Origin of the sequence: Rothia sp. L_38 (genome assembly GCF_050689125.1) — a bacterium.
Lineage (GTDB): Bacteria > Actinomycetota > Actinomycetes > Actinomycetales > Micrococcaceae > Rothia.
In genome coordinates, this window is record NZ_JBOEQD010000008.1 from 36,043 (window position 1) to 60,550 (window position 24,508).

19 protein-coding genes and 1 riboswitch are annotated in these 24,508 nt (G+C 61.4%); of the genes, 9 read left to right on the plus strand and 10 right to left on the minus strand.

Annotated elements, in window-relative coordinates; genetic code table 11:
• Positions 1-221: 221 nt before the first annotated feature.
• Positions 222-770 (minus strand): TetR/AcrR family transcriptional regulator, encoded by a 549-nt coding sequence (locus ACRCJM_RS07410; RefSeq protein WP_431464408.1) that lies wholly within the window; start codon positions 768-770, stop codon positions 222-224.
• Between the two features lie 229 nt (positions 771-999).
• On the opposite strand from ACRCJM_RS07410, the gene ACRCJM_RS07415 reads away from it, so the two are divergent.
• Entirely contained in the window at positions 1,000-2,700 is a 1,701-nt protein-coding gene (locus tag ACRCJM_RS07415) for a substrate-binding domain-containing protein (RefSeq protein ID WP_237222383.1), read from the plus strand.
• A 228-nt stretch (positions 2,701-2,928) separates the two neighbouring features.
• Here ACRCJM_RS07415 and purH read toward each other — a convergent pair whose 3' ends face one another.
• Positions 2,929-4,536: a bifunctional phosphoribosylaminoimidazolecarboxamide formyltransferase/IMP cyclohydrolase gene (gene purH, locus ACRCJM_RS07420; RefSeq protein ID WP_431464409.1), complete on the minus strand. Its 1,608-nt coding sequence runs from the start codon at positions 4,534-4,536 to the stop codon at positions 2,929-2,931.
• Between the two features lie 127 nt (positions 4,537-4,663).
• On the minus strand, positions 4,664-5,242 hold the full coding sequence (purN, locus tag ACRCJM_RS07425; protein ID WP_431464410.1) for a phosphoribosylglycinamide formyltransferase: 579 nt from the start codon (positions 5,240-5,242) through the stop codon (positions 4,664-4,666).
• Between the two features lie 111 nt (positions 5,243-5,353).
• Here purN and ACRCJM_RS07430 point away from each other — a divergent pair, with 111 nt between their 5' ends.
• Complete coding sequence (locus ACRCJM_RS07430; protein WP_377125982.1) at positions 5,354-5,767, plus strand: hypothetical protein; 414 nt, start codon at positions 5,354-5,356, stop codon at positions 5,765-5,767.
• A 147-nt stretch (positions 5,768-5,914) separates the two neighbouring features.
• Here ACRCJM_RS07430 and ACRCJM_RS07435 read toward each other — a convergent pair whose 3' ends face one another.
• Positions 5,915-7,744, minus strand: coding sequence for a cell division protein PerM (locus ACRCJM_RS07435; RefSeq protein WP_431464411.1), 1,830 nt, complete (start codon positions 7,742-7,744; stop codon positions 5,915-5,917).
• 421 nt (positions 7,745-8,165) lie between these two features.
• Here ACRCJM_RS07435 and ACRCJM_RS07440 point away from each other — a divergent pair, with 421 nt between their 5' ends.
• Positions 8,166-8,486, plus strand: a complete 321-nt coding sequence (locus tag ACRCJM_RS07440) for a hypothetical protein (protein ID WP_431464412.1) — start codon at positions 8,166-8,168, stop codon at positions 8,484-8,486.
• A 186-nt stretch (positions 8,487-8,672) separates the two neighbouring features.
• Entirely contained in the window at positions 8,673-9,446 is a 774-nt protein-coding gene (locus ACRCJM_RS07445) for an SDR family NAD(P)-dependent oxidoreductase (RefSeq protein WP_431464413.1), read from the plus strand.
• A gap of 126 nt (positions 9,447-9,572) precedes the next feature.
• On the opposite strand, the gene ACRCJM_RS07450 is transcribed toward ACRCJM_RS07445, so the two are convergent.
• Positions 9,573-10,004, minus strand: coding sequence for a plasmid stabilization protein (locus ACRCJM_RS07450; protein ID WP_431464414.1), 432 nt, complete (start codon positions 10,002-10,004; stop codon positions 9,573-9,575).
• Entirely contained in the window at positions 10,001-10,216 is a 216-nt protein-coding gene (locus ACRCJM_RS07455) for a nuclease PIN (protein ID WP_083091505.1), read from the minus strand. The genes ACRCJM_RS07450 and ACRCJM_RS07455 overlap by 4 nt, the downstream gene beginning before the upstream one ends.
• 35 nt (positions 10,217-10,251) lie before the next feature.
• Positions 10,252-10,379, minus strand: a riboswitch (SAM riboswitch).
• A gap of 150 nt (positions 10,380-10,529) precedes the next feature.
• On the opposite strand from ACRCJM_RS07455, the gene ACRCJM_RS07460 reads away from it, so the two are divergent.
• Positions 10,530-14,219, plus strand: a complete 3,690-nt coding sequence (locus ACRCJM_RS07460; RefSeq protein ID WP_431464415.1) for an SNF2-related protein — start codon at positions 10,530-10,532, stop codon at positions 14,217-14,219.
• Between the two features lie 2 nt (positions 14,220-14,221).
• Positions 14,222-15,538 carry an MFS transporter gene (locus tag ACRCJM_RS07465; protein ID WP_431464416.1) on the plus strand — a complete coding sequence of 439 codons (1,317 nt, stop codon included), beginning with the start codon at positions 14,222-14,224 and terminating at the stop codon, positions 15,536-15,538.
• On the opposite strand, the gene ACRCJM_RS07470 is transcribed toward ACRCJM_RS07465, so the two are convergent.
• The 3 genes from ACRCJM_RS07470 to ACRCJM_RS07480 all read right to left on the minus strand — a co-directional run bounded on the left by ACRCJM_RS07470 (position 15,535) and on the right by ACRCJM_RS07480 (position 19,779).
• The gene (locus tag ACRCJM_RS07470; protein ID WP_431464417.1) at positions 15,535-16,368 is read right to left on the minus strand and encodes an aldo/keto reductase; all 834 of its coding nucleotides are present in this window, start codon (positions 16,366-16,368) and stop codon (positions 15,535-15,537) included. The genes ACRCJM_RS07465 and ACRCJM_RS07470 overlap by 4 nt on opposite strands.
• Positions 16,369-16,421: 53 nt before the next feature.
• A complete protein-coding gene (locus ACRCJM_RS07475; RefSeq protein WP_431464418.1) occupies positions 16,422-17,300 on the minus strand; it encodes an aldo/keto reductase in 879 nt (292 codons plus the stop codon).
• Between the two features lie 112 nt (positions 17,301-17,412).
• Positions 17,413-19,779, minus strand: coding sequence for a Tex family protein (locus tag ACRCJM_RS07480; protein ID WP_431464419.1), 2,367 nt, complete (start codon positions 19,777-19,779; stop codon positions 17,413-17,415).
• Between the two features lie 268 nt (positions 19,780-20,047).
• Here ACRCJM_RS07480 and ACRCJM_RS07485 point away from each other — a divergent pair, with 268 nt between their 5' ends.
• Both ACRCJM_RS07485 and ACRCJM_RS07490 read left to right on the plus strand, forming a co-directional pair.
• Positions 20,048-21,496, plus strand: a complete 1,449-nt coding sequence (locus ACRCJM_RS07485; RefSeq protein ID WP_431464420.1) for a TY-Chap domain-containing protein — start codon at positions 20,048-20,050, stop codon at positions 21,494-21,496.
• A 41-nt stretch (positions 21,497-21,537) separates the two neighbouring features.
• Entirely contained in the window at positions 21,538-22,380 is an 843-nt protein-coding gene (locus ACRCJM_RS07490; protein ID WP_431464421.1) for an HNH endonuclease family protein, read from the plus strand.
• Here the strand turns inward: ACRCJM_RS07490 and ACRCJM_RS07495 are convergent.
• Complete coding sequence (locus ACRCJM_RS07495; RefSeq protein ID WP_431464422.1) at positions 22,377-23,810, minus strand: amino acid permease; 1,434 nt, start codon at positions 23,808-23,810, stop codon at positions 22,377-22,379. The genes ACRCJM_RS07490 and ACRCJM_RS07495 overlap by 4 nt on opposite strands.
• 286 nt (positions 23,811-24,096) lie before the next feature.
• Here ACRCJM_RS07495 and ACRCJM_RS07500 point away from each other — a divergent pair, with 286 nt between their 5' ends.
• A complete protein-coding gene (locus tag ACRCJM_RS07500) occupies positions 24,097-24,501 on the plus strand; it encodes a hypothetical protein (RefSeq protein ID WP_431464423.1) in 405 nt (134 codons plus the stop codon).
• The last annotated feature ends 7 nt before the right edge of the window (positions 24,502-24,508 follow it).

The following is a 24,508-nucleotide window of genomic DNA, read 5'->3' on the forward strand; positions in this document are numbered from 1 at the left end:
TCTGTTGTCTGTACGAGGGGATACAGAAGATCACGTGATGCTTTAACCGAGTAGCGCGTGTGAGCGCACTCTATTTTTTAAGTGTATGTGACCTAGCTAGCTAGTGCCCGTTGCCCCCGGCAGATTTGAGACAATTTTCAGGTTTTCTGCCCCTCCCCTCCCCTCAGCGGGGGTGGACGCCGGTGAGCTGCTCACCGGCGTCCGCGCAGGAAAAAGGGAGGCTAGGCCTGCCGCAAAATAGTGCGGGCAAATTCAAAGTAGCTTTCGGCGTCAAAGTCACGCACGGTGCTGGCCTGCACCACAAAGCCGGTGAGCACAGACAGGACTGCCGAGCCCAGCATCTGTAACCAGGTTTCTAGCTCCGAGGGGGAAAAATCGAGTTCGGTCTCAGCCCAGGCCCGGTAGCTCGCCACTACGCGGGAGCGCAAGAGGCCCAGTTGTTCGTCCACGACCTCAGCGACCTCAGGTACCGTCACGGCCTCTCCCCAGGTAATCGCCAAAAACCGAGTCAGCTGCTCATCGGCCTGCAGGGTCGCCAGACAGCGCTCCACAAACTCCCAGGGCAGCTCATCGCTGCGCGCCTCAAGCTGAGAGAGGTCTACCCGGGCAGCCGCAGCCATAATCTCGGTTTTCCCCGAGAAGTGGTTATAAATCGCCCCGGCAGATAAGCCCGAGGCCGCAATCACCTCGCTCATTGAGGCCTGCTGATACCCCTTCTGCATAAACACAGCACGGGCAGCCTCAACAAGCTCGGCACGACGGGAACGCATATACTCTTCACTGACTTTCGGCACCCTCCCATTTTAAAGCACAGCGGCCCGCCGCCCACCCCGGCAAACCCCGCCATAGGTGCCCTTTCTTGCTACACTAAAGGGCGAACCAGCGGCACTACCCCACCCACCGTAGCTGCCCAGCGAGCGCCCCTGCAGCCGCACCTGCTCACGGGGAACCCCCACTCGCCCACACCACCGCACAGCATTAGGGAAGAGGCACCGTCACATGGCGAATAACGCCAAGTCACGCCGTCAAGAGCGTATTGAAAAGCAGAAGAAGAACAGCCGTAAGTGGATTGCAACCGGCGCTGCAGCCGTGATTTTGCTCTGCGGCGGCGCTATTGCGTACACCAATATCACCGGTGATAAGCAGCCCTCCACCACCAGCGGCCAGACCGTTCCGGCGGCCTGCTCAACCACCCAGGCCGTCACCGTAGCCACCACCGAGCCTATGGCAGCAGCGCTGAAGGCTATGCCCGTGGACGAGGACACCTGCATCACCCTCGACATCACCACCGATAAGACCGCCAGTGATGTGCTCACCGAGTCAACCAGCGGTACGGCAACCACCAACCTCTGGATTCCTGACTCCACCACCCGCGCCGAGCTGGCCATGAGCGAAGCTAACACCGGTCTGACTCCCCTCGCGGAGTCCCTTGCCCAGACCCCCGGCGTCATCGTGTCAGAAGATAACACCAGCTACGGCACCTGGCTCGAAGCCCTCAAGGCTGAAAACACCGTCAGCATGGGTGACCCCAAGGAAGACCCCGGAGCTTTCGCTGCCCTGCTCGGCGGTATCTCTGAGGCATCAGCCGGTACCGTCAGCGTCGAGGACCTCACCGGCGGCACCGCCCTGCGTGCCCAGAGCATCGGTGTAACCGAGGCTGCCCAGAGCGCCACCGAGCTGCTGACCGATGTGGATAATGGCACCAAGGACGCCGCAATCGTCACCGAGGCTGACTACGCAGCCTATGCCTCAGCCCACGCAGATTCCGGGCTGACCGCAACTGTGCCCGGCGACGGCTCCTTTGCCCTCAACTACCCCCTCTACCAGGCGTCCTCCAGTAATAACACCACTATCGATGAGGCTGCCCAGCAGATTATCGACTTCATGGGTAGCGAGGACGGCAAGCAGGCCCTGGCAGCTGCTGGCTTGCGCGCAGCGGACGGCCAGGAGCTAGAAGGCGAATACAGCGTCGGTAGCTTTGCGGAGCTGACTCCCAGCAACCAGGATGTACTCACCCAGGTTTGGACCTCTTACTCTCTGCAGTCTGCGCCGCTGAACGCTCTGGTGGTGCTCGATGCGTCAGGTTCTATGCTGCTGCCGGTAGAAGGTACCGATAAGTCCCGCATGGATATCACCGTTGAATCTGTGCTAGCTGGCTCCCAGCTCTTCCCTGCCCGTGACTCTATGGGTCTGTGGAAGTTCTCTCGTGACCTCACTCTGCCCGACGGTTCTGTTTCTGACTACCAGGAGCTGGTGCCCGTGCGTGGCTTTGAAGAAACCGTAGACGGTAAGACCCAGCGGGTGCTCCTACAGGAGGCTGGCTCGGGTATTGCCGCGACCATTGACCCCAACGGCTTCACCGCCCTCTATGACACCACCCTGGCTGCCTTCCGCTCCGCTAAGGAGAACTACGCCTACGGTTCGGTAAATGCCGTGATTGTACTGACCGACGGTGAAAACTTTGATGATGGTTCAATTAGCCAGGAAGAACTGATTTCTACCATTCAGGCGGAGCAGGACCCGGCTAACCCGGTCTTCATCATCATGATTGGTGTCTCTGAGGACGCGGATATGAACGCCCTGACCACCATCGCCCAGAGCGTCGGTGGCGAGGCCCATATGGCTTCCTCCCCCACCGACGTGCAGCGCATCTTCGCTGAAGCCCTCACCGGCATCTCGGACGCAGCTGCGCAGCAGTAGGGTTCTTCACATAGCACGATAAAAGTCCGCCCCTCCGTATGTGGAGGGGCGGACTTTTATAAGCATTTTGGTTCCCGAAAAGATAGGGCAGGCTCATAGCGAAGCTGCTGGCTCCGGGGCTGGCGTGAATCGCGCGTGAGCGTCAGCGAACCTGCGAGAGGGTCGGCAGCGAGCATGAGCCTGCCCTATCTTCGTCACGAATAAGCTAACCTAACTCGTTTGGAAGCCCTAGTGGAAGAAGTGACGAGCTCCGGTGAAGTACATAGTCGCTCCCGCTTCCTTGGCGGCAGCGATGACCTCTTCATCGCGGATGGAGCCGCCGGGCTGTACGACTGCGCGGACGCCGGCGTCCAGGAGTACCTGGAGGCCGTCGGCGAAGGGGAAGAAGGCGTCTGAGGCTGCGACTGAGCCGCGGGCGCGTTCTGCGCCTTCTGCGAGGGTGTTGGCGCGTTCGACGGAGAGGCGGCAGGAATCAACGCGGTTGACCTGGCCCATACCGATGCCGACGGCAGCTCCGTCGTTGGCGAGCAGGATGGCGTTGGATTTGGCGGAACGCAGGGCCTTCCAGGCAAATTCGAGGTCAGCGAGGGTGGCTGCGTCGGCGGCCTCACCGGCAACCAGCTGCCAGTTCTCCACGCGGTCACCGTCGGCGTGCAGGCGGTCGGCGTCCTGGAAGAGGGCGCCGCCGGATACCTGGCGGTATTCGATAGCATCGCGGGCAAAACCTTCGGGCAGCTGGAGAATACGCAGGTTCTTCTTGGTCTGCAGAATCTCCAGGGCTTCGGAGGCATAGGAGGGGGCGATGATGACCTCGGTGAAGATGCCCTTGACGGTTTCTGCCATGGCTGCGGTAACTTCGCGGTTGGCTGCGATGACGCCGCCGTAGGCGGAGAGGGGATCGCAGGCGTGGGCCTTGGCGTGGGCATCGGCGATGGGGTCGGCTGCATCTGCTGCGCCAACGGCGATGCCGCAGGGGTTATTGTGCTTGATGATGGCAACGGCAGGTTCGTCGAAGTCGTAGGCGGCGCGCAGGGCGGCGTCGCCGTCAACGTAATTGTTGTAGCTCATGGCCTTGCCGCCGAGCAGTTCTGCCTGGGCAATGCCGGAGGTTGCGGCGGGATCAACGTAGAGGGCACCGGCCTGGTGAGGGTTTTCGCCGTAGCGCAGGGACTCGGAGCGTTCGAAGGCGAGACCTGCGAAGGGGGGCCAGTAGTTGGCGTCCTCGTCCTGCTCGAACTGGGCTGCGGTCCAGGTGGCGACGGCGGTGTCGTAGGCGGCGGTGTGGGCGAAAGCGGCGGACGCCAGGCGGCGGCGCTCTGCCAGGTTAAAGCCACCTGCCTTGGCAGCTTCAACGACCTGGCTGTACTTGGCAGGGTCAACGACGATAGCTACAGCGTCGTGGTTCTTAGCTGCCGCGCGAACCATGGAGGGGCCGCCAATGTCGATTTTTTCGATGATGGCGTCCTGGTCGGCACCGGAGGCTACGGTCTCAACGAAGGGGTAGAGGTTGACGACGACCAGGTCGAAGGCCTCGATGTCCATGTCTTTGAGGGTGTCGATGTGGTCCTGCTTGCGGCGGTCTGCCAGGATGCCGGCGTGGACGCGCGGGTGTAGGGTTTTGACGCGGCCCTCTAAGCATTCGGGGAAGCCGGTGATGTCGGAGACTTCGGTGACAGGCACACCGGCGGCGGCGATGGTGGAGGCGGTGGAACCGGTGGAGACGATAGCGACGCCGGCTTCGTGCAGGCCCTTTGCTAGGTCTTCGAGACCGGTCTTGTCGTAGACAGAGATGAGGGCACGCTTGAGCGGTACGCGGTCGAGCTCAATGAGACTCACAGATTAACTCCGTTTCTTTTGCTGCCGGGTTGGGCCGGGTCAGCAGGTGGTTACGTGGGTGTGAGTCGTTTTGGTAAGGAGCCCCGACCCTAGGCCCAGCCCCGTGGTGCGGGGCTAAACTTGTGGGTTAGGCGGGTTCGCCGTTGAGGTCTTGGGCCAGGCGGGCGATGGTTTCTACCAGGAGCACTCGCTCTTTGACCTTGATGCGCTCGTGCAGGGTTTCTTCGGTGTCGTCATCGAGGACGTCGACGGCGGCTTGGGCCAGGATGGGGCCGGTGTCGACGCCGGAGTCGACCAGGTGCACCGTGAGCCCGGTGACTTTGACCCCGTGGGCAAGGGCGTCGCGCACGCCGTGGGCTCCTGGGAAGGACGGCAGCAGGGCGGGGTGGGTGTTGATGATGCGGTTTTTGAAGCGGTCAACGAGCTGGGCGTCGACGATGCGCATGAAGCCGGCGAAGATGATGTAGTCGGCGCCGTAGCTGGCGATTTTTTCTTCCAGGGCGCGGTTCCAGGCTTCGCGGGTGGCGTAGCTGGAAGGTTCGACGAGGAAGGTCTCGATTCCGGCGGCCTCTGCTCGTTCGATTCCCAGGCAGGGCTTGTCGGCGCCCACGGCCAGGACCGTGGCGTTCAGGTCGCCGGCTGCCACGGAGTCAAGGATGGACTGTAAATTTGTGCCCGATCCGGACACCATCACCACAATGCGCATACAGGAAAGTTTATCGTATGCGAGCGCCAACACACTGCCGCGTTTTTATGCTGAGACACCGGTAGTTTGCGCTGTTCGAGGCTGGCGGCAGGGCGCGGTAAGGTGGTAGGTATGTCTGACACCGTGCGTCCTTCTGCCCAGCTGCCCTCTGACCGTGTGCTTGAGAATATCAAGGTGTGGTCCCGCCTGTCGTTTTTGGCGATGGTTGCTACAGTGGCTAGCACCTCCTACCCGGGCTGGTTTGCCGCGGTAACAGCGGCTCTGGCAGTGCTGACCTGCACTCTTGCCACGGTGACCCTGGTGAAAATGGTGGGAGCTAAGTTCCCCGCCTTTTCGGTGGTGCTCATGGTCATGGTGATGCTCTGGTCGCTCTTTTTGGGCTTCGCCGCGCTGGTTCAGCTGATTTTTGTGGACGCCACCATCGCCTACGCGGAGTGCCTGCAGCAGGCTGTGACCCTGAGCCGCCAGCAGCAGTGCACCTCGCAAATGAGCGACGGCCTGCTGCAGCAGCTCATGGGGCAGTAGGTTTCTAAGTCTTAATTCGAGTAGAGGTATACCAGGCTCGCGGCGAAGCTGCTGGCTCGGGGCTGGCGTGAATCACCTTGTGAGCGCTAGCGAACCGGGTGAGAGGGTCGGCAGCGAGCGTGAGCCTGGTATACCTTTATCTATCTTTTACTGAGCTTCAGTTTCCTTGCCCGTACCTTCTGCCAGCTCTTCAAGGCGTTTTTGGCGGCGGGCACGCAGGGACTTAGGACGCTTCACCACGGGCCGGAAGGGCACAGCGGGTTCTTCAGCTTCAGTCTCGGGCGCAGTCTCTGCTTCTGCTTCACCAGATGCGGTATCTTCAGCTTCATTTTCAGGCGCTACTTCCTCAGCGTCAGTAGCAGCTTCATCGCTCTCGGCGGGCTCGTCGCTCTCGGCCGGCTGGGTCTGCTCACGGTCAGCCATGATGCGGGCCAGCGCCAGCGCAGCGGCGCCCTTCTCACTGGAGGCCGCAACCGACCCGCCCTCAGCGGGGGTCTTTTCCCCGGCGTCCTGAGAATCCGTCTCTTCCTGCTCTTGACTGGCCTGCTCGGTATCGGGCTGGGCGGCGTCCGGCTGGTCAGCCCCGGCCTTTTCTGCCTTGCGCTGGGCGCGGGCCACTGCCTTCTGGGCTTTTGCCTCGGCGCGGGCGGCACGCTTCTGCTCGCGGGTGGGCTTAGCCTGGGCAAAGCGCTCCAGTTCACCGGAGGTGTCGCGCACCAGCAGGTGAGCCAGGCCCAGTCCCAGCATGGTGCCAACCGCCAGCAGCACGGCAGAGAAAGCCCCAAAGATGAGGGGGTGCGGGCCGATAGCCGTGAAGCGGCCCAGCCCCAGCGACCCGTTAGCGGCCCAGCCCAGCAGGGTGGTCAGCAGGAAGGTTGGCAGCAGGGTCAGGACGGCAAGCCCCAGGGTAGAGAGTGGCCAGGACAGCCAGCGGAAGCGAATCTTGAGGGAAAGCCACTCGTCAAAGTGGTTTTCGCCTTCGCGGAAGAACCACCAGCCACCCAGGGCACCGGCGGCTAGGGGCACGGCAAGGGCCAGGTAGCCCCAGGGTTCGGACGCGTGCGGCAGCGCCCCCAGCACCGGCAGGGAGGGCATGACCCCCACGTTGGTGCCGGTCAGGTCAACGGAGGTGCCGGTGCCCAGGGCAAAGCCTGCGCCGGAGCTCCACGCCATGGAGTAGATCACCAGGTTCACGAGCAGACCCAGCTGCAGCAGGGTTAGGGCTAGGCCGCCGACGGCACCAGCGTGCAGGGTCTGATAAAGGGAGACGACGTCGTCCCAGTGCCAGATAAGGGTGACCACCAGCAGCAGGGCGCCACCGGCCACAAAGGCCAGTACGCTCACCAGGGCCGCCCTCAGCAGGGCCCAGACGTAGGAGCCTGCCCAGCGGGAATACTGGCTGAATTTTTTCACCCAGTCGGCCGCGTTCACACCGATCATGGCGGCTAGCGAGCGCGATTCGGCGTACCCGCCCAAGATGATGCCCAGGGCCGCTACCCAGAGGGGTACCAGGGCCGCGAGAGCGGGCGAGGTGGAGAAGAAGTCGTTGGTGGATAGCAGGCTCACCCCGGCGCCCACTACGGCGTAGGCGAGAAGACCACCGGCCAGGGGCTGCCAGAACTGGCCCTCGTAGCTGGCGCGGGCCAGGCGGCGGCCGGAGCGGTAGCAGAGGGCTAGGGGGATCAGAGTGAGGCCCAGGGGTACCAGGCTCATGGTTCCGGTCACCGCTGAGAAGACCCCCTGCTCGGGGATATTCATGTTCAGGGGCACGCCGTGAACCAGCAGCCACAAGTGCCCGGCCACAGAGACAGCACCGGCTAGGGTACCGCTGCTGTTGAAGCCGTTGGTGTACCAGACCGCCACCAGGAGCAGGACGACGGTGAGGTAGGAGGCCAGCGCCACGAGGGCAAGTTCAACTGAGCCCTGCAGCCACAGGGGCATAGGGAGGGAATGTTTGGGGTGAGCGGTGGTATTCATCGTCTTTCATCATGTCATGTTTCGCGAAGCCATGGGGAAGAACTCCGTTCCCCTGTACTCGATACCCCGACAAACCCACCGCGAATGCACTACATCTTCTCTTTTGATAAGTCTCAGCAGGCCTACCTGGCCACACCCTTTACCCTTATTTAAAATTTTCTATAAAAAAATTTTAAATATCTATTGCGTGAAGTTGGTTACACAGGTTAGTCTTGAGCTAAGCGATCGCTTCCAAGTCACAGTAACTGTTTTCAGTTATCCCAGCATAGGCGCTGGGCCAAGCAAAGGATTCCGCAATGAAACCCTTCACCGCAACCGCAAAAAAAATCGCGCTGGCTACTGCTATAGCCCTTTCTGCAACATCTCTGACAGGATTATCGGAGGCCTGTGCTTCTTCTAATATCAAGGAAATAAGAGAAAAATGTTTCGCTTAAAAAATATACCGATAGAGCAAAGAAAGAGATATCTAAGCTATATATTTTGGGGTCTTGTAGCAGTCTGGACCATTCTGCTTCTCACAGATGTCCCTAGAGGATGGAGACTTATTCCGGCCTTACCAGCTTCCTTAATAATCTATCTGTATTTTATGCCTTCAAATAAAACTTTGGATGATCTCATGAAATACAAGCATCTTGAAAATCCCAGTCCTGAAGAGATTAAGGCCTACCGAGCCGCTCATCCTGACGTAGGGTTTACAGAAGCCATTCTAGAACTTAAGAAAGAGAAAGCCGGTACTGCATAAAGCAGAAAATACTGAACCTTTCCATATATCAAGGGCAGGGGCTACTTACGCCCCTGCCCCCTGAGTTTAGTAGTACCAGTTGCTGTAGCATTTACAGCCCCTAATAAAATAAAGGAGCTAGATCGCCTGGTTGAAAATGCGGTGAAGATAACCGGCCCATCTCGCCCCGGCGGTAGAGTGGGAGCCATGAGCAGTGAAACTTCGTATGTGATGATTACCGGTGCTTCAGCAGGTATCGGCTCCGAGTTCGCCCGCCAGTATGCAGAAGCCGGGTACAACCTGGTACTCACCGCCCGGCGGGCCGAGGCTCTAGAAAACCTAGCAGGCCAGCTGCGCGGCAGGTTCGCGGTAGACATTGAGGTAATCCCTGCCGATTTGCTGGTGGAGCAGGACGTCACCCGCCTGGTTGAGCGCCTACAGCAGGTTGAGCACCCCGTTGAGATACTGGTCAATAATGCGGGTTTCGGGCTCGGCAAGAGCTTTGATGCAGCACCCGTAGAACGCCACCTTGACCAGGTCGACGTGCTGGCTAGGGTTCCGCTCCAGCTCATGCACACGGCGATTCTTGCCATGCTGCCTCGCGGGCGGGGTCGCATTATTAACGTCGCCTCGGTGGCAGCTTTTACCCCCGGAGGCACCTACTCGGCGGTCAAACGTTTTCTGGTGGTGGCCTCAGAATCGGCCCACCTACAGTATTCGGGCCGGGGTATCCATGTGACGGCCCTCTGCCCGGGGCTAACCCGCTCGGAGTTCCACGACGCTATGGGCCAGGGTGAGCCCAGCCTACCGAACTTTTTGTGGCTGAGCCCCCAACGGGTTGTTGCCGAAGGCATCGCCGCAGTCACGGCAGGGAAGCCGATCTGTGTGCCGTCCTTACCCTACAAGCTGGCGGTTACAGCCTCACGGGCACTACCCCGCCGGCTGGTGGCAGCTGCGATAGCGCGGACGCGAGACTACTAGATAAGGTTCCGCAGGCTCACAGCGAAGCTGCTGGCTCGGCGGCTGGCGTGAATCGCTCGTGAGCGTCAGCGAACCAGCGAGAGGGTCGGCAGCGAGCGTGAGCCTGTGGAACCTATGTTGCGGGCTCTAGTCTTCCCAGGGGTCCACCGCAGGGACCCCCCAGGACTTGTAAATCTCGGCCTTGCTCGAAATAATCTCAAGCTGGTGGACGGTCGCGGTGGCAGCCATCAGGCCCTCAAGGGCTGCTGTGGCGAGGGGGGCGGGGCGCTGCCCACCCACCAGGTGGAGGTGCTTCTCGGCGTGGCGTCCGGCCCACTCCAGTGATACCTTCGCGTCGACTTCTAGTACGTGAGAGTCGAAGCGGTCCATGAGCTCAGCGAGCCAGCGTTCGGTTTCTGGGTAGGGGTAAAGACCCTTGATTTCACCGAGGCTGAGCACTGAGATGTACATGGTGCGGTAGGAGCGGCGGCGCAGGCAGTTCACTACCTGCGGGTGCGGGTTGGCCTTGCGGATCTCAGCAAGGACATCGGAATCGAGAAGCAGACCTACCTGGCTCATGCAGCTTTCAGAACACCGTACTCAGTTGCAGGGATACCGCTGGGGTTAGGGGCCAGCAGGAAGTTGAGGAATTCGCTGCGCTCGTTGGAGATGCGGGTGTAGTCCTGGATGCTCATTGCGGTGTAGCCGCCGCGGGCGGGCACAGAGGCAGCAGAGATGTTCTTCTGAACGGTGATGTGAGGACGGTGGGCGTGAGGTCGAGCGTTTGACATGCCGTCGTTGCGCGTAAAGTGCGCATTCCTTTCGAAACTTGCTCTTGCCTGCACCAAACAGCGCCGAAATGCGCGATGCAGACCGCTTCGTCATCCGAGCCACCCGTGAACATGGGGTTGGCGTTCAACCAAAGTCGGAGCTTGACAGTTGAATCTCTTGAAGCTGGTAAAAGCATAACCCGCTGTTGGCGCTTCTGTAAACACCGGTCTCAGAAATTTTTCTTACTGTGACGAACCAGCCCGTGGGCGCTGCGGGTAAGGCGGTGCGATACGCTAGAAGACTAGGTATTTGCTCTGTTGTGAAGGTACGCCTGTGTCTACTTCTTTCCCTGAAATTCCGGTGACAGCCCCCGCCATTATTCGGCAAGTGGGCTCTGGTGCCTACACGCGGGGGCAGCGGTATATGCGGGAGGGTAACGTCATTCGTTACACCTATGACGAGCAGGCGCGAGTGCTGGAGGGGCAGGTGGCTGGCTCAGGTTCTGCCCCCTACACCGCGAGGGTGGCCTTCCCCGCGGAGGTCACCCCGGGCTCCTATGCTTTTTCGGCGACCTGTTCCTGCCCGGTGGCCCACAACTGCAAGCATGCGGTGGCGCTGATGCTGACCGCAATCGACCGTACGGCCAAGGCCAAGCGGGCTATGACGGCGTCCTCAAGTACCTGGAAGACCACAGCGAGCGCTGACGAGAAGGTGCAGGAAATCCTGGAGATGGCCGATACCGTGGGCCTGCAGCGGGCTGCAGATCTGCTGAGGGAACACCGGGGCGAGCAGGCGAGTGCCGGCACCGATGAGCAGGCGGACGCCGGTGCTCGGGCTGGGCAGTCCCTGCCAGCTTGGCGGCGGTCCCTGGCCCATTCTCTTGCTGCCCGCCCCAGCTACGATAGCCGCAACCACCGGGTGACCGGTGCCCTTGATTTGCGCCTGGTGGTGCCCGGTAAGTACGGGTGGACCAAGAACATCGGGGCGCCCCGCGTATCGCTTGAAGCTCGGCCCCTGATGATGGGTGCCCGCGGCAAGTGGATTAAGGGCGGTTTGAGCTGGGAGAAGTTTTCGGGCTCTGCCGCCGGGTCGGCGGGAACCGGCCTGCTCCCCGAGCACGCGGCCTGGTTCAATGAGTTTTACGCGGTGATTCGGGGCTCCCAGTCCATCTATTCCTCCCACCGCGACTGGGCTTCTATCTCGAATGTGGATTCTTCCCTGCTCTGGCAGATGCTGGAATCTGCTAGCGAGGTGGGTCTGTCTGTCCTCTTAGACGGCAAAGAAACCGGTCTGACTATCGCGAGCGCTCCCCAGGTTGAACTGGCCCTTGAACCGGTACCCGAGCGGGGGTCGTCCGCCGATGCCCTGCGCCTGACTCCCCTGCTCCGCTGGGGGGCCTACACCCTGCCCGCTAGTTTTACCCACAAGCTGGGCAATAACAGGCAGGGCTTTATCGCCCTGGGCGGGGCGGCCCAGGAGACCTATGTGAAGGCTGCGGCCGCTGCCCGCTGGGAGTCCACCCTGCCCTCGGCTCTGGCCCAGGCTGAGGACGTAGCGCCCGCGGACCGTCCTTCCTGGCTCACCGCCGACTCCGAGCTGGTGCTCATTCCCTTAGCTGAGCCGCTGGACGCGGTTGCCGAGTCCCTGGTATCCGGTGAGCCGGTCACCGTTCCGGCTACCGATGTCCCCGCCTTCTTTGCCGACTACTACCCTGCCCTCACTCGGGCACTGCCCATCTCAACGAGCAGCGAAGATCTTGAGCTGCCGGCCGTCCGCATGCCCACCCTGGTGCTGAGCATTGCCTTTGACGAGCCGGGCCCGCCCTTCACCGCCCACACCACCTGGCACTGGGAGTACCCGGTCAACCCCACCGGCGACGACAGCGACTTTCTCAGGCTCGATGCCCTGGGATACCCCGGTGAATACCGGGCCGATGTGCGCGATACCGCCCACGAGTACCGGGTACTCAAAGAGGTCAAAAAGATTCGCCCCGGCGTGCCCTTCACCCGCCACTACACCGAGAACTGGGGCACCCGCACCCTGCTCGAAACCTATGTGCCCGACTACGAGCAGATTGAGGGTGTGCGGGTTGATATCAAGGGCCCGAAACCTGAGTTCCGTGAGCTTGACGAAACCCCCGAAATTATCGTCACGGTGGACGACACCCGCCGCCGCGACTGGTTCGGGCTGGGCGTCGCCATCAAGGCTGGGGACTGGCATGTGGCCTTCTCAGAGGTCGTTGCCGCCCTGGCCAAGGGCCAAACCCACCTGCTCCTGGGCAACGGCCAATACTTTGCCCTTGACCGGCCCGAATTCATGAAATTACAAGAGCTGCTGCGCGAAGCCGCCCAGCTCACCGATAAAACCGGGCCGCTCGAAATCAACCGCCACCAGGTGGGCCTGTGGGAGGAGCTCGAAGAGCTCGCCGCCGAAACCCAGACCGTAGCCGCCTGGGACGAGCAGGTTTCGGCCCTGCTCAACCTCGATGACCACTCCCCCGCCGAGGTGCCCACCGGCTTACAAGCTACCCTGCGCCCCTACCAGGTGGAGGGCTACCAGTGGCTAGCCTTCCTCTGGGAGCACGGCTTAGGCGGCGTGCTGGCCGATGACATGGGCCTGGGCAAGACCCTGCAAACCATCGCCCTCTTCCTGCATGCCCAGGAAAAGGGGCAGGACGCTGCCGGTCAGCTGGGTGGTGCGGAAACCGGGGCTGGCGCGTCCGCCCCCTTCCTGGTGGTCGCCCCCACCTCAGTGGTGCCCAACTGGGTGCGGGAAATCAAGCGTTTTGCCCCCTCCCTCACGGTGGTGGGGGTGGAAGAATCGGTGAGAAAGTCGAAACGGCGACTGGCCGATACCGTCGCCGGAGCCGACGTTGTGGTGACCAGCTACGCCCTCTTCCGCATCGATGAGGAACACTACTTTGACATGGGCAGCCAGCAACCTTTCGAGGGGCTGGTGCTCGATGAAGCCCAGTTCGTCAAAAACGCTAAGACCAAGGCCCACCAGGCCGCCCGCGATCTGCCTGCCCGCGTCAAGATTGCGGTGACCGGCACCCCCATGGAGAACAACCTCATGGAACTGTGGTCCATGTTCTCCATCGCCGCCCCCGGCCTCTTCCCCTCCGCCCGCGCTTTCAAGGACGTCTACGCCACCCCCATCGAATCCGGTGAAGAAACCAAGGCCCTGGGCAGGCTGCGCCGCCGCATCCGTCCGCTCATGAAGCGCCGCACCAAGGAACTGGTGGCCGCCGACCTGCCCGAGAAGACCGATATGCGGATCGATGTGCCCCTGGCCCCGGCCCATCGCCGGGCCTACGACACCCACCTGCAGCGCGAGCGCCAGAAGATCCTGGGCCTGCTGGAAGACATCGACAAGAACCGCTTCACCATCTTCCAGTCCCTCACCACCCTGCGCCGCCTGGCGCTGGATGCCACCCTGATTGACGCCGAGCGCTACGCCGGGGTGGAGTCGTCCAAGCTGGACTACCTAGAGCAGAACCTGCCCGAAATTATCCACGACGGCCACCGAGCCCTGATTTTTAGCCAGTTCACCGGCTACCTCAAGAAGGTCGCGGGTAGGCTCTCTGACATAGGGATTCCCTTCCTCTACCTGGACGGGTCCACCCGCAACCGCGGGGAGCTGCTCGAAGAGTTCGAGTCGGGCACCGCTCCCGTCTTCCTGATCTCCCTCAAGGCAGGCGGCTTCGGCCTGAACCTGACCAGCGCCGACTACTGCTTCATCATGGACCCCTGGTGGAACCCGGCTGCCGAACAGCAGGCCGTTGACCGTGTGCACCGCATCGGGCAGACCAAGAACGTGATGGTCTACCGCCTGGTATCGGCGGGCACCATCGAAGAGAAGGTCATGGAACTCAAGGAGTCCAAGGCCGCCCTCTTTGATGCTGTGGTCGATGAGGGGGCTTTCTTTGCCTCCCAGCTCACCGCTGCCCAAATCCGCGACCTGCTAGCGGCCCCAGAACCGGACGCCGGGCAGGGCACCGCCCCAGAGAAGACAGGAGATTAACCGTGGGCAAGATTCTCATGGACTTCACCCCGCTCACCTACTCCCCCGACTTCAGACGCATCTGGCTGGGTGGGCTCTTCTCAACCATCGGCTTTGCTATCACCAGCGTGGCAATCGCCCTCGAAATTTACGTGCTCACAGGTTCCGCCGGGGCCGTGGGCTTGGTGGGTCTAGTATCGGTGGTGCCCCTGGTCATCGGCGGGCTCTACGGTGGTGTGATCGCCGACCGCTACGACCGGCGCAAGGTCGCCCTCACAGCAACCCTCGGCATGTGGGGCGTCACCGTACTCATCGCCCTGCACGCCTGGCTCAACATCCACAGTGTGGCGGTACTCTACGCCCTCATCGCCGCAGAATCCCTGCTCCAACCCATCAACCAGTCAGCCCGCGGGGCCATTATCCCCCGCCTCATCAAACCCCGTCTGCTCCCGGCAGCTAACACCCTCATGATGTCGGTAGGCACCCTGGGCATGAGCGCCGGGCCCCTGATTGGCGGCCTGCTCGTAGCCTCCGTCGGCTACCAACTCACCTACTCCATCAACGTTTTCGCGATGACCGTTGGCATCTGGGCCCTTTACCGGCTCCCAGCCATGCTCCCGGAGCAGAGCGGGGCGGCGCGTCCGTCCGTCCTGACCTCAATCCGCGAGGGGCTGGGGTTCGTGCGGCGCAACACGGTCGTGGGTATGACCTTTGTGGTGGACCTACTCGGCATGTTCTTCGCCCAGGCCCGCCCGCTCATCCCGGCCCTGGCCGCCCTGACCTTCGGCGGCGGTGAAGCCGGAGCCGGCCTGCTGCTAGCTGCCGGCCCCGTAGGTGCCCTGATCGGGGTGTCTTTCTCGGGCTTCCTCAAGGACGTCCGCCGCCAGGGGCGATTCCTCACCCTCAGCTACACCGGGTGGGGGCTGGGCTTTATCGCCTTCGGGCTCATCGCCTGGGCTTATGAAGGACGCCTGCCCAGCGCCTCTATCACCGAAAACCTGCTGCCGCTCAGCCTGGCTTTTGCGGCGCTGGCTTTCATGGGCTGGGCAGACGCCCTGGGGTCGGTCTACCGTTCCACCATTATTCAGGTAGCCACTCCCGACGCCCTGCGCGGACGCCTACAGGGGCTCTTCATCATCACGGTTGCGGGCGGCCCCAACCTGGGCATGGCCTTTGTGGGCGGTGCCGCCGAGCTGGTGGGCTCCCCCTTAGCTGCGGTTATCGGCGGAACCCTGGTGATGGTCACCATCGCCCTAGCGACGCTGGCGGCACCTGCCCTCTGGCGCTATGTACCGGAGCCTATCCCCGAAACACGGCAGCAGCCTATCGTTGACTCCTAGAAGTCGATATCTGCCGGGTCAGGGCCGATGCGGCCCTCAGCTGATGAGAGCGCGTCAATCTTTGAAACCTCGTCGCCGGTCAGGGCAACGTTCAGGGACTCGAAGTTAGAGACGATACGCTCGGGGGTTACCGACTTGGGGATGGCCACGATGCCGTGGGCCCGGTGCCAGGCCAGTACGACCTGGGCGGGGGTGGCACCGTGGGCTTCTGCAATCTCGCCGATGACGGGGTTCTCCAGCAGGTCGGAGCGGTTACCCAAGGGGCTCCACGCTTCGGTGACGATACCCAGTTCAGCGTGGACCTCACGCAGGTTCTCCTGGGCGAAGTAGGGGTGCAGCTCAATCTGGTGAATAGCGGGTACTACACCGGTTTCAGCAACAATTTCGCGCAGCTGTTCCTCGGGGAAGTTTGAAACACCGATGGACTTGGCCTTGCCCTGCTTCTGTAGCTCAATCAGGGCCTTCCAGGTCTCTACATAGAGGCCCTGGGCGGGCTTGGCCCAGTGAATGAGCAGCAGGTCAACGTAGTCGGTGCCCAGGCGTTCCAGGGAGGCATTGGCTGCTGCAATAGCCTCGTCATAGCCCTGCTCATCGTTCCAGACCTTGGTGGTGAGGAAGACGTCCTCGCGGGCGACGCCGGAGGCAGCAATTGCCTTGCCGGTGCCCTCTTCATTGCCGTAGATCTTGGCGGTGTCGATGTGGCGGTAGCCAGCTTCCAGGGCCAGGCCGACGACCTTTTCGGCGGTATCGTTTTCTACCTGCCAGACGCCGTAGCCCAGCTGGGGAATGCTGTTGCCGTCGTTGAAGGTGAGGCGGGGTGACTCAGTCATATCTTGTCCTTTCGCGTATGCACGGTCACACCCCACTCTAGTCCTCCCTACTCTTAGCCCCTAGCCTGTTCGGTAGGGGTGAACGTAGGCCGGTCACTATATTCGGGTGCGCCCAGGTCCCCTTCGGCGGGGTCGCCGCCGAGCCGGTGGCCACGGTCAAGGGCTTCGATAGCAGCGATCTCATCCGGTGTCAGTTCCAGCCCCTGTACCGCCAGGTTAGAGGCCATACGGGCCGGGGTTTCAGTCTTAGGAATCACAACATTGCCCACGGCCAGCTGCCAGGCCAGCACCAGCTCAGCCACCCCAATACCGCGGTGCCCTGCCAGCTCTTTCAGGGTTGGGTCGGTAAGCACCAGCCCGTTGCCCAACGGGCTCCAGGCCTCGGTCAGGACGCCGCGGGCCGAGTTTTCTGCCCGCATGCTGCTTTGGGTGAGGTAGGGGTGCAGTTCAATCTGGTTGACCGCCGGGGTGACGCCGGTGTCGCCGATGATCTGGTCAAGCTGGGTGTCGGTGAAGTTAGAAACGCCAATGGAACGTACCAGCCCGCGCTCGCACAGCTCGACCAGGGCTTCCCAGGAGGCCCGGTAGCGACCAAGACCGGGCTGGGCCCAGTGGATGAGGTAGAGGTCGAGGTAGTCCAGACCCAGAAGTTCCAGGGAGCGTTCGGCTGCTTCGATAGCGGTGTCGTAGCCCTGGTCGGTGTTCCAGAGCTTGGTGGTGATGAAGAGCTCGGCGCGGGGTAGGCCGGATTCGGCCACGGCCTGCCCCACTCCCACTTCATTCTTGTAGATGGTGGCGGTATCGATGTGACGGTAGCCGGTGTCGAGGGCGGTTGCTACTGCTGCTGCGGTGGCAGCCGGTGCGATACGGCAGGTACCAAAGCCCAGCTGGGGAATGCTGCGGCCATCGTTCATGGTCAGGGACAGGTTCATAGGGAAGTCCTTTGCTGTGGAGAATGCAGAGGCGGGGTGCGGTGGCAGCCAGCTGGCTCGGGGCTGGCGTTCAGGGTGCTGGTTGCAGCCGTACCCCGCTCTGCCGCTCTAACTAGCGGCGCCGGCGTCCGCTCGTCTTGCGGGCCTTAGGTTCTGGCTCTTCGAGGAGTAGGGAGAGGGAGATACGCTTGCGGGCGGGGTCGGCTTCGACTACGCGCACCTGCACAATGTCGCCGGATTTGACGATGGTGTGGGGGTCGGAGACGAACTCGCGGCTCATCTGCGAGACGTGTACCAGGCCGTCCTGGTGCACGCCGATGTCGACGAAGGCGCCGAATGCCGCGACATTGGAGACGGTTCCTTCAAGAATCATGCCGGGGGTAAGATCGGCGATCGTTTCGATGCCTTCTTCGAAGCGGGCGGTGCGGAAGGTGGGGCGGGGGTCGCGGCCGGGGGCAGAAAGTTCGGTGATGATGTCGGTGATGGTGGGTAGGCCGACGGTGGCTGTGGTGAAGTCACGCGGGTTGAGGGACGCAAGGGCGTCTGCGCTGACTTTGCCCTGGGTGAAGCCGCCGGCTGCGGCCACAATCTTGCGGGCAAGGTCGTAGGATTCGGGGTGCACGCCCGAGGCGTCCAGGGGTTCGCTGCCGTCGGTGATACGGACGAAGCCGGCTGCCTGTTCAAAGGCCTTGGGGCCGAGGCGGGGTACCTTGAGCAGGTCGGTGCGGCGGGTGAAGGGGCCGTGCTCGGTGCGGTAGGCAACGATATTTTCGGCGATGGTCTTGTTGAAGCCCGCCACCCGGGCAAGAAGAGCCGGGGAGGCTGAGTTGACGAGTACGCCAACGGCATTGACGGAGTCTTCGACCACGCCGTCGAGGGCGCGGGTGAGGGCAGCCGGGGAAACGTCGTGCTGGTACTGGCCGACGCCGATGGATTGGGGTTCGATTTTGACCAGTTCGGCCAGGGGGTCTTGCAGGCGGCGGGCGATAGAGACCGCCCCGCGCAGGGAGACGTCCATGCCGGGTAGTTCGCGGCTGGCCAGTTCTGAGGCGGAGTAGACGGAGGCACCGGCTTCGGAGACCACCACTTTTTCAAGACCCCGGTAGCCGTTAGCCGCGCACTGTTTGATGAGGTCGCTGGCAAGTTTGTCGGTTTCACGGCTGGCTGTTCCGTTGCCGATGGCTACGAGCTCTACCCGGTGGGCCTGCACCAGCTGGGTGAGAGTGTCGAGGGACGCCTGCCACTGGTTTCGGGGGGCGTGGGGGTAGATGACGTCGGTGGCCAGCACCTGGCCGGTCTGCCCGATGACAGCGACCTTAACGCCGGTGCGCAGGCCGGGGTCGAGCCCGAGGGTGGTGCGGGAGCCAGCGGGTGCTGCCAGCAGTACATCGCGCAGGTTCGAGGCGAAGACGGCGATGGCGTCCTTTTCCGCCTGTTCGAAGAGGGAGGTTCGGGCTTCTGCGGCGAAGCGGGGTAGTAGGCGCTGACGCCAGGCGATGCGCACGGTCTTGGCCAGCCAGCCAACGACCATGGTTTCGTCGGAGACCATGTTGAGCACCTGGGCCCCGATCCCCAGAGCCTCAGCTACGGTACGTTCGTACCAGCTACGCTCCCGGTCGTATTCTTCAGCCAAAATTTCGGCAGCTTCGCGGGCGGCACCCTTGAGGGAGGACTTGGCCGGGGGCAGCACGTCCACGTCAAAACTGACCTTAACGGCACCTTCTTTTTCGGCACGGAGCAGGGCCAGCACCCGGTGGGAGGGGATGCGGCGGATCTCTTCGTTGAACTCGAAGTAGTCGCTGAACTTCGCCCCGGCCTCCTGCTGGCCGGGTACTAGCCGGGAGGTGATGACGCCGCGGCGTACGAAGCGCTGGCGGAGGGTTTCGGCCAGCGCGGGGTCGGTCATTGCCTGCTCAATCAGGATGGCCCGGGCCCCGTCTAGGGCGTTATCGACCGAGGCAACGGTCGCCTCAACAGTACCGGGTTCGGCATCGGCCAGTTCAGGTTCGACGTAGGCATCAGCGATATCGGCGGTGGGGGCGAAGGGAACTTCGAGCAGATCTTCAACCAGGGACTCCAGCCCAGCCTCGCGGGCAAGAAAGGCCAGAGTCTTGCGCTTGGTCTTGTGGGGGGCGTAGAGCGCTTCGAGCTCGTTTTTGGTGGGGGCGGACGCCAGCGCGGCGGCCAGTTCGTCGGTGAGCAGGGCCCGCTCGTGCAGGGTCTGCACAGTAGCTACCCGACGTTCTTCGAGTTCCCGCAGGTAACGCAGGCGTTCAGCAAGAGTGCGTAGCTGGGCGTCGTCCAGCCCGCCGGTGGCTTCCTTGCGATAGCGGGCAATGAAGGGCACGGTGGCCCCATCATCGAGCAGGACCACAGCCGAACGTACCTGGTCAACCCGAGCACCGAGTTCTACAGCGATACGTTCCTCAATTGAGGGAAGGGGGGCGTGGGGTTCTGCTACCGGGCCTGCGTGTGTCATAGTTTCTAGTTTCTCATACCGGTTTTATGACCGGGTTCAGCAAGAGGCCTGGGTTCAAAGGACGTTCTAGTCACCTGATTCACATAAGACAGCGTGTACCACCAACCCTGTGTGTAATAGTTACGCTTGCAGTGGGCAGAGAGGGTTAACACCACATAAAGTAGTAGTCATACAGGGTATATATTTTCGGCACCGGCATCACCAGACCTACGCCGAGTCTCTTGTACCGCTACCACGCCCTTATTCAACCTTGCTTTGGAGAACCACCGTGCCAGACGCAGCTGATCTTACCTATACAGAGTTCTGTGAACGCTACGATTCTCTGTTAAGCGGCCTGGCGCGCATGGGCTGGACCTCCTCCGAAGCCGTACACCGTGCGTCCGTGCTCTACCCCGATATCGATCGCGACCTACTAGATCAGGCCGTTCATTCTGGCCGCTGGCTCTTTAGCGGTAGCCAGGGGCAAACCCACTCAAATGTGCTCATGGCCTCGGCTATCTGGTACGCAGTAGCTGTCAGTTTTGATTTTGAGCCCGACTATGAGTACGCGGCGGTAGGTCTTGACCCGACCATCATCCAGGATCTTCCGCGCATGCTGGAGTCCTTTGCGGTCCCCGCTGAGGCAATTTCCGGAATTGTCGGGCGTATCGGTGCAGCCCTCAAATACATGGCGGAACACCCCTATACCGAGCTCGAAGAGCAGGCCTACGACGACTTCCTCGCCCATCTGCCGCAAGAGATTGCCCATATCTCTCGCGGGGATTTCTCCTGGCCCCCGTCCCGAGCCCTGATTGAGGACCGTCTGGGGGACCGTTCCTGGTCCAAGGCCCTGCTCAAGGTGGGGGCCTGCCCTCCGAATGCTGAGGGGCAGGGTATTAAACTCGAGGCCCACACCCTGAGCGAGCGCACCTTCCGCAACACTCTGGGCGAGTTCCTGAACTACTGTATCCGCTACGACCGCAAGCCCTCGGCGCTGCTCTACGGCAGCTGGGCTGAAGACCCTGCCCGGAGCGGACGCGTGCCCCATCTAGGTACGGTACGGGCCAAGTACGGCTCCTGGCATCTGGCCCTACAGGTTGGCCGCCAGATGCTCAACGACGCAATGGCCTTGGGTGGTTCGCCTGCTTTACCTGCCAGGTCCCTCAAACAACCCCCGGTTGACCCCACCGAGCCTCTCAACATTCAAGAGATTCAGGCTCAGGGTATCGGCGTGGTACAGCCAAAGGTGCTAACCGAAAGCGAGCGTACCGCCCGTGCCTGGCAGCAGCTCCTATCGGTCACCAAGCAGCGTCTTGATGAACTGCCATGGACCCTTTCGCTGCGGATCTACTACCTCTCTCCTGAGGTAGTGAAAACGGAGGACGTCACTAACTTTGTGAGTATTTTCCGTTCACCTGCCGGTTACTTCTGTGAGCTCACGTCCCCCGATGAGTTTGAGGCCATCGAAGTGGAGCTTGATACGGAGATGCTGGAAAAGGCCGGGTGGACGGCTCCCGCGCCGGGCGGCCGTTGGGCTCGAAATTTCCTGTCGGTTTCGGACGCCGCAGAAGGCGTCATCGAAGCCATGCACCGGGGCATGGGCTGTGACCACCCTGATTACTACCAGTCAGATGACCCGACCGGTAACCTTTCGGTACATGTCGCTCACCCCGGTACGGGGTCTATTCCCATGGTTCCGGTGACCGGTAACGGTTTCATATCAATTGACGATTTTTAAGGGGAGAGGTGCCCAGCTCCCAGCGCTAGAATGGGTTGCCTATGAGTGCCTCCCGTAAACGTTCGTCAGCTCCCCGTCTTTCTGCGCCCAGCAACCGCCAAATCCGTGCGGGCGTCCGCTTTGTAGCGGACCTACCCCGGGGTCTGCGGCGGGCTCTGGTGCTTCTGCTGATTGTGATTCTGCTGGTGGGCGGTGTGCTCTGGTTGCACTCTCACGAGTGGAACGTCCGCGCTGCGCTCGATGATCTGCTCAACCCGGCAGGCACCCCCGTGAGCACCGGTTTTGCTGGATCCGGGGTGCAAACCTATTCCACAGCTAGTGAGGTGCTTGCTAGCCTGACTGTAGCCGAGCCCTATGCTGAGACCCGGTACAAGCGAGATGCCTACGGTAATCCCTGGGCTGATATTGACCAGAACGGGTGCGACCAGCGCAACGATATTCTGACCCGGGACCTGAGTACGCTTGAGATTGCCAGTAACTGCTACGTTCTCTCGGGGAGTTTTATCGACCCCTATACGGCTGAGAGTATTGACTTTACGCGCGGGCCTAAGACCAGTGAGGCTGTACCCATTGACCATGTGGTGGCACTATCCAACGCCTGGTCTTCGGGGGCCTGGCAGTGGAGTGCAGAAGAGCGCGTCCTGCTCGCTAACGACCCTCTTAACCTGCAGGCTGCGGGGCAGGCGGCCAACACCGAGAAGTCCGATAAAAGCGCGGACGCCTGGCTCCCCCAGCCAGGCTACCGTTGCGAGTATGTGGCACGGCAGGTATCGGTCAAAGCTGCCTACCGGCTCACTGTCACCAGCGCTGAAAAGCGGGCTATGCAGGGCGTCCTAGCAACCTGCCCTGACCAGCCCGCTTACAGGTCTGCTTTTGCGGGCTAGTGGTGCTTAGCCTTCTGGTCAGCACGAGCGGTGAGAGTCTGGCCGCGGTTCTTGCGGTAGATCAGCCACCAGCCAGCACCCAATAGGGCATACCAGACCGGCATGGCAATGAGGGCCTGGCGGGTGTCTTCGTACATAAAGAGCAGTACGACGACGCCCACGAAGAAGGCCAGCACAGCATAGCAGGTAAAGACACCGCCGGGCAGCTTGTAGACAGAGGCCTCGTGCAGTTCCGGGCGGGTCTTACGGTACTTGAGGTAGGCAATAATAATCAGCGACCAGGTCACAACGGTCAGCACCGAAGCTACCGTGGTTACCAGGGTAAAGGCCGCGATGAGGGAGTCACCCGAGTAGAGCAGAATCAGGCCTGAGAAAAGTAACACGGTGGTCAGAAAGAGGCCGTTGCGGGGTACACCATTCTTTGAGAGCTTGCCGAAAATGGCGGGGGCGCTACCGCTGTGGGCCAAACCGTAAATCATGCGGGAGGTCGAGAAGATACCCGAATTAGCGGACGAGGTCGCACTGGTGAGCACCACGAAGTTCACCAGGTGGGCGGCAAAACCCAAACCTGCCAGGGTGAACATCTCAACGAAGGGGCTCTGGTTGGGGTCGATGTTGCGCCAGGGGGTGACCATGAGAATCACGGCCAGGGTCAGTACGTAGAAGACGATGATACGCACCGGCACCGCGTTGATGGCGCGGGGCAGGGTCTTGGTGGGGTCCTTGGTCTCAGCAGCTGTAGTGCCGATAAGTTCAGCGCCCAGGAAGGCAAAGATGCCAATCTGGAAGGCCGCAAAGAAACCGCTTGCGCCCATGGGAAAGAAGCCCCCATCGTTCCACAGGTTTGCCACGGAGGCCTTGTCACCGTTGGGGGAGGTAAAGCCTGCAAAGACCATCACCAGGCCCACGATGATGAGCAGGACGATAGCCACAATCTTGATCAAGGCAAACCAGAACTCGATTTCACCGAAGTTCTTCACGCTGGGTAGGTTCAGAGCCAGCAGCAGGCCGATGAGACAGAGGGCTGGGATCCAGGCAGGGAGGTCAGGCCACCAGAAATGAACGTAGCTGGTGATGGCGATGATATCGGCAACACCGATGACGACCCAGGTAAACCAGTAGGACCAGCCCATAAGGAAACCTGCGCTGGGTCCGAGCAAATCTGTGATGAAATCGTTGAAGGTCTTGTACTTGAGGTTGGAGAGCAACAGCTCTCCCATAGCGCGGAGCACCAAGAAAATAACAGAACCAATGATTGCGTAGACCAGGAGCAGGGACGGGCCTGCCAGCGAGATGGTCTTGCCTGAACCCATGAAGAGGCCCGTGCCGATTGCACCGCCGATAGCGATGAGCTGGATATGACGGTTTGATAAACCTCGTTGCAGACCTTCGGTTGCCTGCGCATCAGGTGTGTGCTCGGCTGTAGCCATGAGCGCCCCCTTAGAAGAGTCAAAGTCCTGCCAGGAGCGAACGCGACCCTTCATATTCGATGAGAACAGGGGGTAACGCGCCTTTCCAGACCGGTATTTTGTTATAGTTCAGCTCAAGTGTAGTCCTTCTAGCAGGGGTATTTGTTCCGTTAATGTTGATAGCTGCCCCCTTGAGAGTCGCTTACTCCCACTATCTAAGTGGCTCTCCACACGCTAGAATGTTTACACGGAAACAAAATTTCTCGGTTTGTTACCGCAGCCGAGCCCCACTAGGACAGGAATTCTCATGCCTAAGCTTTCTAACGCCGCCCTCCGCCTCACCGCTGGTGCCCTTATTCTTGATCAGGGCATCAACAAGCTCTCCATGGACGAAGAGACTTACAACCACCTCAAGGGCATGGCTGCCAACGGCATCCCCCAGGTATCGAAGCTTTCTGACAAGCAGTTCGGCAAGCTACTGGCAACCAGTGAAACCCTGCTCGGCGCCACCCTGCTGACCCCGTTCGTCCCCGCAAAGCTGGCAGGCCTGGGCCTGACCGCCTTCTCAGCAGGCCTTCTGAGCATGTACTTCAACATTGACTCGCTCACCAAGGAAGACGGCATACGCCCCACCCAGGAAGGCACCGCAATGGCCAAGGACGCCGTACTACTCGGCGCAGGCCTGGCCCTACTCTTCTCCAGCAAGAAGTAGTAACCCC